9 protein-coding genes and 1 pseudogene are annotated in these 10,156 nt (G+C 60.0%); 4 read left to right on the top strand and 6 right to left on the bottom strand.

The window, feature by feature from the left end:
* Positions 1-239 precede the first annotated feature (239 nt).
* Complete coding sequence (locus JWR98_RS23290) at positions 240-974, bottom strand: phosphoadenylyl-sulfate reductase (protein ID WP_078734255.1); 735 nt, start codon at positions 972-974, stop codon at positions 240-242.
* 153 nt (positions 975-1,127) lie between these two features.
* On the opposite strand from JWR98_RS23290, the gene thrH reads away from it, so the two are divergent.
* Positions 1,128-1,745 carry a bifunctional phosphoserine phosphatase/homoserine phosphotransferase ThrH gene (thrH, locus tag JWR98_RS23285; protein ID WP_003175544.1) on the top strand — a complete coding sequence of 206 codons (618 nt, stop codon included), beginning with the start codon at positions 1,128-1,130 and terminating at the stop codon, positions 1,743-1,745.
* Between the two features lie 182 nt (positions 1,746-1,927).
* On the opposite strand, the gene JWR98_RS23280 is transcribed toward thrH, so the two are convergent.
* From JWR98_RS23280 to rloA, 5 genes and pseudogenes are all read right to left on the bottom strand, one after another.
* Positions 1,928-2,284: a helix-turn-helix domain-containing protein gene (locus JWR98_RS23280; RefSeq protein ID WP_078734254.1), complete on the bottom strand. Its 357-nt coding sequence runs from the start codon at positions 2,282-2,284 to the stop codon at positions 1,928-1,930.
* Positions 2,285-2,566: 282 nt separating this feature from the next.
* Positions 2,567-3,910, bottom strand: a complete 1,344-nt coding sequence (gene pabB / locus JWR98_RS23275; RefSeq protein WP_205491313.1) for an aminodeoxychorismate synthase component I — start codon at positions 3,908-3,910, stop codon at positions 2,567-2,569.
* Between the two features lie 96 nt (positions 3,911-4,006).
* Complete coding sequence (locus JWR98_RS23270; RefSeq protein WP_003175541.1) at positions 4,007-4,993, bottom strand: alpha-L-glutamate ligase-like protein; 987 nt, start codon at positions 4,991-4,993, stop codon at positions 4,007-4,009.
* Positions 4,993-6,524: pseudogene (rloB, locus tag JWR98_RS23265) on the bottom strand (osmotic stress tolerance membrane protein RloB). The gene JWR98_RS23270 and the pseudogene rloB overlap by 1 nt, the downstream one beginning before the upstream one ends.
* A 5-nt stretch (positions 6,525-6,529) precedes the next feature.
* Positions 6,530-7,063, bottom strand: coding sequence for a retropepsin-like aspartic peptidase RloA (gene rloA, locus JWR98_RS23260; protein ID WP_003175539.1), 534 nt, complete (start codon positions 7,061-7,063; stop codon positions 6,530-6,532).
* Positions 7,064-7,336: 273 nt separating this feature from the next.
* Here rloA and JWR98_RS23255 point away from each other — a divergent pair, with 273 nt between their 5' ends.
* The 3 genes from JWR98_RS23255 to prpC are packed head-to-tail and all read left to right on the top strand — an operon-like array spanning position 7,337 to position 10,109.
* Positions 7,337-8,035, top strand: a complete 699-nt coding sequence (locus JWR98_RS23255) for a GntR family transcriptional regulator (RefSeq protein WP_003175538.1) — start codon at positions 7,337-7,339, stop codon at positions 8,033-8,035.
* Positions 8,036-8,048: 13 nt separating this feature from the next.
* On the top strand, positions 8,049-8,942 hold the full coding sequence (gene prpB, locus JWR98_RS23250; RefSeq protein WP_078734252.1) for a methylisocitrate lyase: 894 nt from the start codon (positions 8,049-8,051) through the stop codon (positions 8,940-8,942).
* A gap of 39 nt (positions 8,943-8,981) precedes the next feature.
* On the top strand, positions 8,982-10,109 hold the full coding sequence (gene prpC, locus JWR98_RS23245) for a bifunctional 2-methylcitrate synthase/citrate synthase (protein ID WP_205491311.1): 1,128 nt from the start codon (positions 8,982-8,984) through the stop codon (positions 10,107-10,109).
* The last annotated feature ends 47 nt before the right edge of the window (positions 10,110-10,156 follow it).

Here is a 10,156-nt window from a genome sequence, read left to right as displayed (position 1 = left end):
GTACGTTATTTAATGAACACATTGCGTGGGAAATAAATGTTACCTATTGGTGCAAGGGTGCATTAATTGCACACATAAATGACACTTAATGTTACATATGTGTGTACAGTTTATGGCCTAACACAAAACAAATGTGGGAGGGGGCTTGCCCCCGATAGCGGTGTTTCAGTCAAACATAAGTTGACCGACAGACCGCTATCGGGAGCAAGCCCCCTCCCACATTTTTACTTCGTCGGTCTTCAAGCCTTGCTGATGATGTTCCCGGCATGCAGCCCGCATTCCTTCTGGGTGGCCTCTTCCCACCACCAACGGCCTTCACGCTCATGCTGGTTCGGCAGCACCGGCCGGGTGCAGGGCTCGCAGCCAATGCTGATAAACCCGCGTTCATGCAGGCTGTTATACGGCAGCTCCAGCATACGGATGTAACCCCAGATCTCTTCGCTGGTCATTTGCGACAGCGGGTTGAATTTGTACAGGGTGCGTTCCGGGGTGGAGAAGGCTGTATCGATCTCCAGCGCCGCCACCTGGCTGCGTGTGCCGGGGCTCTGGTCGCGGCGTTGGCCGGTGGCCCAGGCGCTCACGCCGGCAAGCTTGCGGCGCAGCGGTTCGATCTTGCGCACGCCGCAGCATTCGCCATGGCCGTCCTTATAGAAGCTGAACAGGCCCTTTTCCTTGACGAACGGCTCCAGCTTGCTCTGGTCCGGTGAGATCAGTTCGATGTCGATTTTGTAGAAGTCGCGTACCTGCTCGATAAACCGATAGGTCTCCGGGTGCAGACGACCGGTGTCGAGGCTGAATACCTTGACGTTCTTGTTGAGCTTCCAGGCCATGTCCACCAGCACCACGTCCTCGGCGCCGCTGAAGGAGATCCACAGGTCATCGCCGAACTGGCTGAACGCCAGCTTGAGAATGTCCTGGGCGGATTTGTTGGCATAGGTCGCGGCGAGTTCAACAACGTCGAAGGCTTGGTTCATCAGGACGGTTCCTACAGGTCAGTGGCGCTGAGCGCTCTATAGGGGAGCGATGGTATCAAAATCCGCTCTGCGTTGCGGCGGCGAGCTTGAATCGCTAGAGTTCGGCAGTCTTTTTTGCCCGCTCAACCAACAACAGATAAATGGGAGTGTCTTGTGGAAATTGCCTGTCTTGACCTGGAAGGGGTGCTGGTTCCGGAAATCTGGATCGCCTTCGCCGAAAAAACCGGGATTGAATCCCTGCGGGCCACCACCCGGGACATTCCCGACTACGACGTGCTGATGCAGCAACGCCTGCGCATCCTCGACGAACATGGGCTCAAGCTCGCCGATATCCAGGCCGTGATCGCCACGCTCAAGCCGCTGGACGGCGCCGTCGAGTTCGTCAACTGGCTGCGCGAGCGCTTTCAGGTGGTGATCCTGTCCGACACCTTTTATGAGTTCTCACAGCCGCTGATGCGCCAACTGGGTTTCCCGACGCTGCTGTGCCATCGCCTGATCACCGATGAAAACGACCGCGTGGTGAGCTACCAATTGCGCCAGAAAGATCCCAAGCGCCAGTCGGTGCTGGCGTTCAAGAGCCTGTACTACCGCGTGATCGCCGCCGGCGATTCCTACAACGACACCACCATGCTGGGCGAAGCCGACCGTGGGATTCTGTTCCACGCGCCAGAGAATGTGGTGCGTGAATTCCCGCAATTTCCGGCGGTGCATACGTTTGAGGATTTGAAGAACGAATTCATCAAGGCGTCGAATCGGACGTTGAGTCTTTAAGTCATTCAGTGATGCTGGTGGTCCCGATAGGCATAAGTGTCTACATAATTTTTAAAAGCTGATAATTCACCCTGTGGTGAGCGGGCAAGCCCGCTCACCACAACAGCCATTGGCTCTAGGTTTTTCGCTCAGAGCAAGTTGTGTAGATACCTATGCCCCGATAGGGCCGGCCCTGCCATTGTTTATCCCTCTGCCAGCAACCGCTCATAAGGAATACTCAAACCTTCATGCAGGCGCTTGATCATCGACAGGCTCAGCTTGCGCTTGTGGTTCAGTACTTCTGAAACCCGTCCACTGGTGCCGATAAAGGGCTCCAGGTCGCGGGCCGTCATGCCCAGTTGTTCCATGCGAAATCGAATGGCTTCCACGGGGTCGGAAGGTGGCATTGGATAATGTGCCGCCTCGTACTTTTCAATGAGTACAGCGAGGATTTCCAGTTCGTCGCCCTCGGGCGAGCCCTTCTGCGCGCCCCAAAGTTGCTCCACCCGCGCCAGCGCAGCGGTCAGGTCTTCCTGGGAATGTATCGGTTTGATGTCCATCACACGGTCTCCGCGTTGATCTGGTATGCGTAAGGTAGAGCGCGCGATTATCCGCATCGCTGACGCATCCCATTTTGGGAGATGTTAGGGTGGTTGGTTGGAAGTGCAATCCCTGAAATAATTTCTGACGAGTAGGCAGTCGCTTCATGTGATCCTTCACAGATGGCGGATGGAGAGTCGGAGTGGGACGCTATCTCCCGGCTCGCGCCTCGTCCATAGCGGTTCTGATTCAGATTTTTTCGGTTTCTAGAGCCGTTGCCCGCAAGCCACGAGGGTCGTGCGTTACAAACTTTCCAACGTGTGCAACAACACCTGCACCTTGGTCAGCGACTCCTGGTACTCCGCCTCCCACTGTGAGTCCGCGACAATCCCGCCGCCGCCCCAGCAGCACACCTGGCCATCCTTGACCAGCAGGCTGCGGATGGCGATGGAGCTGTCCATCTCGCCGCGCACGTCCAGGTACACCAGCGAGCCGCAGTACAGGCCGCGACGGGTTGGCTCCAGCTCGTCGATGATCTGCATCGCGCGGATCTTCGGTGCGCCGGTGATGGAGCCGCCGGGGAAGCTGCCGGCGATCAGGTCGAGGGCGTCCTTGTCGTCGGCCAGCTCGCCGATAACGCTGCTGACCAGGTGATGCACGTTGGGGTAGCTTTCCAGGCTGAACAGCTCCGGCACGCTCACCGAACCGGTACGGCAGGTGCGGCCCAGGTCGTTGCGCAGCAGGTCGACGATCATCAGGTTCTCGGCGCGGTCCTTGGCGCTGGCCAGCAGTTCGGCGGCGTGCGCAGCGTCGTCTTCAGGCGTTACACCGCGTGGACGGGTGCCTTTGATCGGCCGGGTTTCAACGTGACCTGCGCTGATCCTGACGAAACGCTCCGGTGACAGGCTCAATACCGCGCCTTCATCCGGCAGGCTCTGGAAGCCGGAAAAGGGCGTCGGGCAGGCTTCGCGCAGTGCGCAGTAAGCGACCCATGGATCACCGAGGCACGGTGCGCGAAAACGCTGGGCAAAGTTGACCTGATAGCAATCGCCCGCCTGAATGTAATCCTGGATATGCACGATGGCCTGGCGGTACGCCTCGGCCGTGAGGTCCGGCGCCATGGGCCCTTGCAGCGTGAACGTGGCGGTGCTGTCTGTCGTCGGTTGGCTGAATAACGCGACCAATCGTTGCCGTTCGCTGTCGGCCAGCGCCGGGTGGAACACCAATTGACTGGTCTGCGCCTGGTGATCACTGACCAGTGCCCAGGCGTACAGCCCGAAGCGCGCATCCGGCAGGTGCAAATCATCCACTGCCAAGTGCGGCATCTGCTCCAGGTGCCGGCCAAAGTCATAACTCAGGTAGCCGATCAAACCGCCGGCAAACGGCAATGTGTAGCCATCGGGCAGGGTGGCGTGACCCAGCTGCGTCAGGTTTTTGCGCAAACGCTGCAGGAAATCGCTGCCGCTTTCGTCGGGCGCTACCGTCAGTGTCGCCTCAGGCCAGGCGCTGAGCAGGTCATAACGCCCGCGCTCGGCCACCGGGCGGCCACTGTCGAGCAGCACCGCGCCCGGGGCATGGCGAATCGCCGCAAAATACTCGGTGGGGTTGGCCCGGTAGGGCAGCGGGTGTACGGAGCAGGTCGACATGCGGGTGGATCAGCCTGGGCGGGGGGAGGCGATTGTAGTCCCCTGTAGGATTTGCTCCTAGAGGGGATGTCGGGGATAGACAGTTCGACGACCGGATCAGCCTTCGACGGGCGGAATATGCCCAAACATTGCCTGTACGAACTTCACCCGTTCTTCCACGGTTTCGGTCACGCCGGCGGCTTTCAGCTCTTCCAGCCGGGCCTCCACCGCATGGGTGCGCAAGGTCAACCCGCAGTCGTTGGCGATCTGGATATTCAGTCCTGGCCGCGCATTCAGTTCGAGGATCAGCGGGCCTTTTTCCTGGTCCAGCACCATGTCCACGCCGATGTAGCCCAGCCCGCACAGCTCGTAGCAGCCCGCGGCAAGCTTCATGAAACCGTCCCAGTTGGGCAACTGCACACCATCCACCGCGTTGGTGGTGTCGGGGTGTTTGGTGATGATGTTGTTCAGCCAGGTGCCACGCAGAGTCAGGCCGGTAGCCAGGTCGACGCCCACGCCAATCGCACCCTGGTGCAGGTTGGCCTTGCCGCCGGACTGGCGCGTGGGCAAGCGCAGCATGGCCATCACCGGGTAGCCCATCAGCACGATGATGCGGATATCCGGCACGCCTTCGTAGCTGATGCTCTTGAAGATCTGGTCGGGCACCACACGGTACTCGATCAACGCACGGTCACGGTGGCCGCCCAGGGAGTACAGGCCGGTGAGGATGCTGGAGATCTGATGCTCGATCTCTTCATGGCTGATGATCTTGCCGGACACCGTGCGGTAGCGGCCTTCAAAGCGGTCCGCCACAACCAGGATGCCATCGCCGCCGGCGCCCTGGGCCGGTTTGATCACGAAGTCGCTGCGCCCGGCGATGATTTCGTCGAGCTTGTCGATTTCCTTCTCGGTGGAGATCACCCCGTACATTTGCGGCACGTGGATACCGGCCGCAATCGCCCGTTCCTTGGTGATGATCTTGTCATCCACGATCGGGTACAGGCTGCGCTTGTTGTACTTGAGCACGTAGTCGGCGTTACGCCGGTTGATGCCCATGATCCCCCGCGCTTCGAGGGCCTTCCAGGTCTTCCAGAAGCCGAACATTACGAGTCAGCCTTGAGGAAGGCCTTGAAACGCACCAGCTCGGTCAGGCGGTAACCGCGATAACGCCCCATGGCCAGCATGAAGCCCACCAGGATCAGCAGGATCGCCGGGAAGGTGAACACGAAGTAGATCAGCTCCGGCACGCTCATGATGATGTGCGCCAGGGAGGCGGCGAACAGCGTGCCGATCGCCACTTTCATGGCGTGGCCACCGCCGCGCTCTTCCCAGGTAATGGACAGGCGTTCGATGGTCATGGTCAGGATCACCATCGGGAACAGTGCCACCGACAGGCCGCGTTCCAGCCCTAGCTTGTGGCTGAACAGGCTGATGGCCGCGATCAGCACCACCACGAACGTCAGTACCACCGACAGCCTCGGCAACATCTGCAGTTTCAAGTGTTCCAGGTACGACCTCAGGGACAGCCCAAGCGCAGTGATCACCGTAAACAGCATGATGCCGAAGCCCAACTGCGTTTCGCGAAACGCCAGGGCTATCAGCACCGGCGTGAACGTGCCCAGGGTCTGCAGGCCGATCAGGTTGCGCAGGATCAGGATCACCAGCACGCCGATCGGGATCATCACCATGATCATGAAGGTTTGCTGGGTTTGCAGCGGCAGGCCATACAGCGAGTATTCGAGGAAGTTGGCGTCGGTGTTCTCGTCGGTCAGCTTGGCCAGGCGAATCGCGTTCATTTCGCTGTTGTTCAGGCTGAAGGTGACCATGGCTTTCTTGCCGCCATCGACGGTGATCAGGTTTTCATCGCCGGTCCACCACAGCAGCCGGTCGGCGGGCAGGCCCGGTTCGCCGGTTTCCGGGTTGAAATACAGCCAGTCATTGCCATTGAAGCTGCGCAGCCACAGTTCCGGGGTTTGCGGCTGGTCGGCGACCAGGCGGATGGTGTGGACCTTTTCCACCGGCACATGGGCGATGGACAGCAGCAGCTCGACGATCTTGGCCTTGTGCGGTGTCGACGGGTCGCCCGCCAGCAGCAGCTTCACATTGTCGTCATTGAGATTATTGGTGCGTTTGATCGCTTCGGTAATGAAGGTCTCGACGTCGGCCGAATGCTGGCGGATCGGCGCCAACAGGGCTTCGGCGGCGATTTTTTCCGGGCCTTCCACGGCGATGCTGTCGCGGAAGGTCGGGCCCTTGATCTTGGCTTTCTCGCCGCTGTAACGCTTGGTCAGCACCAGTCGGTAATACAGGGTCTGGTTGCCCTTGGCGCGGCGCGCGACCAGGTGACTTTGCGGTTGCCGTCGATGCGGTTGACGCTGACCCCGTAGTTGTTCGAGATAAAACTCTCATTGAGGCTGACGAAGTCGCGGCTCAAGGGCGGCACGAACATCTGGATCTTGACCGGGTCTTTCGGGTTGGCGACGAACTCGACCTTGGCATCGATGTTCCACAAGTCGTCGGTGGCGTCCTCGGTGACGGGGATACCCAGTACGAAAATCTGATAGGCGGTGACCGAAATACCCAGCACCACCAGGATGGCGATCAGGATTTTCAAGTGCAGGGTAAGAGAGCGCATTCGGTTTACTCGGCGGTATGAGCGTCGGCGGCGCAGGCGGGTTTGCCTGCTGCGTATTTAAGACTGGGATCGACCAGCGCATCAAAGCGTTTCAACGCTTCGGAGCCGATCAGCAGCGGATATTGGAAAGCGCTGCGGTCAGTCAAGTTCACTTCGATGCTGCGCAGTGCGGTGCCCATGCAGATATCCAGGGCAATCACTGGGCGGGCGGTGTAGTTCTTGTCCTCATCGGGATCATAGTCGCCGGCGCGACGCTTGATCTTGCTGACGCGGGCCAGGGGACGTTCGATGGGGTGGGAATGGGCGGTGTCGATGGCCAGGTAGAAGCGCACCCAGGATTCGCCGTTGCGCTTGAAGCGCTTGATGTCACGCGCGCTGAGGGAAGCGGTCTTGGCCCCGGTGTCCAGTTTGGCGGCCACCTCCAGGTCGATCCCGGCCAGTTGGGCGTATTCGTTGAGGCCGTACACGGTCTTCTCGGCGGCAACGCCAAGGCTCGGTAGGCACACTAGGCAAAACAGGGGGAAGGGCTTGAGTCTCATAGATCCTGAGGCGGTGCAGTGCGATGTTCAATTCAAGGCGACTGGCATTGCTGCGCAAACTCCCTCGTGCGCCGTTTCATCCAGTGATGTCAGGCAAAAGCGGCGGGCATTCTAACATGATGCTTTTTTGGCGCCAGCGCTGGCAGGCGGCCATGCCTTGCGGGAATACGCCAGGGCGCTATTAGACGATTGTCGACAATGTGCATTTATTCTTTGACTGCTTTGGCATTATTGGCTAGTTTTTGCCTCATTGCTTTTAAAGGTGTCGACAATATGCTGGATCAACTGGAAACCCCAGTGATGACGCAAGACGATTCGCAGACCATGTCCGAGAACGTCTTCCGACGCATCCAGGCCGCCATCGTTAAAGGCGAGATCGCCCCCGGCAGCAAGATTTCCGAGCCGGAGCTGGCGCGCACCTATGGCATCAGCCGCGGGCCGCTGCGCGAGGCGATCCACCGTTTGGAAGGCCAGCGGCTGCTGGTACGCGTGCCCCACGTCGGCGCACGGGTGGTGTCCTTGAGCCATGCCGAACTGGTCGAGCTGTATGAAATCCGCGAATCCCTGGAAGGCATGGCCTGTCGCCTGGCGGCCGAGCGCATGACCGACGCGGAAATCGAAGAGTTGCGCCAGGTATTGCACACCCATGAGCGCGACGAAGCGTTCCAGGCCGGCCTGGGCTATTACCAGCAGGAAGGCGACTTCGATTTTCATTACCGGATAATTCAAGGCGCCGGCAACCGCACCTTGACCCAAATGCTCTGTGGCGAGCTGTACCAGTTGGTGCGCATGTACCGCATCCAGTTCTCCGCTACCCCAAATCGTCCACGCCAGGCTTTTGCCGAGCATCACCGCATTCTTGACGCGATTGCCGATCGCGACGGTGAACTGGCCGAGTTGTTGATGCGCCGCCACATCGGCGCTTCCAAACGCAATATTGCCCGTCACTTCCCGGACGGCACTCCCCAATAAATAGAGGTGAGCCATGAGTTCCAACAACAACAGCACCCCAGGCCAGCGTTTCCGTGACGCGGTCGCCAGCGAACAGCCGTTGCAGGTGGTGGGCGCGATCAATGCCAACCACGCACTGTTGGCCAAGCGCGCCGGCTTCAAGGCCATTTATCTGTCGGGCGGCGGCGTGGCGGCCGGCTCCCTGGGCGTGCCGGACCTGGGGATCACCGGCCTCGACGACGTGCTCACCGACGTGCGTCGCATCACCGATGTGTGCGACCTGCCGCTGCTGGTGGACGTGGACACCGGTTTCGGCTCCTCGGCATTCAATGTGGCGCGTACCGTCAAGTCGATGATCAAGTTCGGCGCCGCGGCCATCCATATCGAAGACCAGGTGGGTGCCAAGCGCTGCGGCCATCGTCCAAACAAGGAAATCGTGTCCCAGCAGGAAATGGTCGACCGTATCAAGGCCGCCGTGGATGCGCGCACCGATGACAGCTTCGTGATCATGGCGCGCACCGACGCCCTGGCGGTCGAAGGCCTGGAATCCGCCCTGGAACGTGCCGCCGCTTGCATCGAGGCCGGCGCCGACATGGTGTTCCCGGAAGCCATCACCGAACTTGAGATGTACAAGCTGTTCGCTGCCCGGGTCAAGGCGCCGATTCTGGCCAATATCACCGAATTCGGCGCGACCCCGCTGTACACCACCGAACAGTTGAAATCTGCCGATGTTTCCCTGGTGCTGTACCCGCTTTCGGCTTTCCGCGCCATGAACAAGGCCGCCGAGAACGTCTACACCGCGATCCGTCGCGACGGCACCCAACAGAACGTGATCGACACCATGCAAACCCGCATGGAGCTTTACGACCGCATCGACTACCACACCTTCGAACAGAAGCTCGACGCGCTGTTCGCCGCGAAAAAATAACGAACGCGCCTCCCATAACTACAACATTGGAGAACGAACATGGCTGAAGCAAAAGTATTGAGTGGCGCCGGCCTGCGTGGCCAGGTCGCCGGGCAGACCGCACTGTCCACCGTGGGCCAGGCGGGTGCCGGCCTGACCTACCGCGGCTACGATGTACGCGAACTGGCCGCCGACGCGCAGTTTGAAGAAGTCGCCTACCTGCTGTTGTACGGCGAATTGCCTACCCAGGCCGAACTGACGGACTACCGCACAAAACTGAGCAAGCTACGCGACCTGCCGCAGGCACTCAAAGAAGTGCTGGAACGCATTCCCGCCGACGCTCATCCGATGGACGTGATGCGCACCGGTTGCTCGTTCCTGGGCAATATCGAGCCCGAGCAAGACTTCAGCGTGCAGCGCGACGTCACCGACCGCCTGCTCGCCGCGTTCCCGGCGATCATGTGCTACTGGTACCGCTTCAGCCACGACGGCAAGCGCATCGATTGCGTGACCGACGAGCCCAGCATCGGCGCCCACTTCCTGCACCTGCTGCACGGCAAGAAGCCAAGCGAGTTGCATGAAAAGGTCATGAACGTGTCGCTGATTCTCTACGCCGAACACGAATTCAACGCGTCGACCTTCACCGCGCGCGTATGTGCCTCGACCCTGTCGGACCTGTATTCCTGTGTCACCGCCGCCATCGGTTCCCTGCGCGGCCCGCTGCACGGCGGAGCCAACGAAGCGGCGATGGAGATGATCGAGCGTTTCTCCTCGGCCGAAGACGCGGTGCAAGGCACCCTCGGCATGCTGGCGCGCAAAGACAAGATCATGGGCTTTGGCCACGCGATCTACAAAGACAACGACCCGCGCAATGAAGTGATCAAGGGCTGGTCGAAAAAACTCGCCGACGAAGTGGGTGACACGGTGTTGTTCCCGGTCTCCGAAGCCATCGACAAGACCATGTGGGAACAGAAAAAACTCTTCCCCAACGCCGATTTCTACCATGCCTCGGCGTACCACTTCATGGGCATCCCGACCAAGCTGTTCACCCCGATCTTCGTCTGCTCGCGCCTGACCGGCTGGGCTGCGCATGTGTTTGAGCAGCGTGCCAACAACCGCATCATCCGTCCAAGCGCCGAGTACACCGGCGTCGAACAGCGCAAGTTCGTGCCAATCGAACGTCGCTGAAGACCGGCGATCCTGAAGTGGAAATCGAATCAAATGTGGAGGCTTGC

This window comes from Pseudomonas lactucae (assembly GCF_016937615.1).
Taxonomy (GTDB): Bacteria; Pseudomonadota; Gammaproteobacteria; order Pseudomonadales; family Pseudomonadaceae; genus Aquipseudomonas; species Aquipseudomonas lactucae.
Note: the sequence above shows the minus strand (reverse complement) of the source record. Positions and strands in the feature narration are given on the sequence as shown.

Bases quoted from the DNA above. Each gene is read 5' to 3' on its own strand.
- JWR98_RS23280 (WP_078734254.1), bottom strand. From the start codon at position 2,284: ATGGACATCAAACCGATACATTCCCAGGAAGACCTGACCGCTGCGCTG.
- rloA (WP_003175539.1), bottom strand. From the start codon at position 7,063: ATGAGACTCAAGCCCTTCCCCCTGTTTTGCCTAGTGTGCCTACCGAGC.
- prpC (WP_205491311.1), top strand. From the start codon at position 8,982: ATGGCTGAAGCAAAAGTATTGAGTGGCGCCGGCCTGCGTGGCCAGGTC.
- pabB (WP_205491313.1), bottom strand. From the start codon at position 3,910: ATGTCGACCTGCTCCGTACACCCGCTGCCCTACCGGGCCAACCCCACC.
- prpB (WP_078734252.1), top strand. From the start codon at position 8,049: ATGAGTTCCAACAACAACAGCACCCCAGGCCAGCGTTTCCGTGACGCG.
- JWR98_RS23255 (WP_003175538.1), top strand. From the start codon at position 7,337: ATGCTGGATCAACTGGAAACCCCAGTGATGACGCAAGACGATTCGCAG.
- JWR98_RS23290 (WP_078734255.1), bottom strand. From the start codon at position 974: ATGAACCAAGCCTTCGACGTTGTTGAACTCGCCGCGACCTATGCCAAC.
- JWR98_RS23270 (WP_003175541.1), bottom strand. From the start codon at position 4,993: ATGTTCGGCTTCTGGAAGACCTGGAAGGCCCTCGAAGCGCGGGGGATC.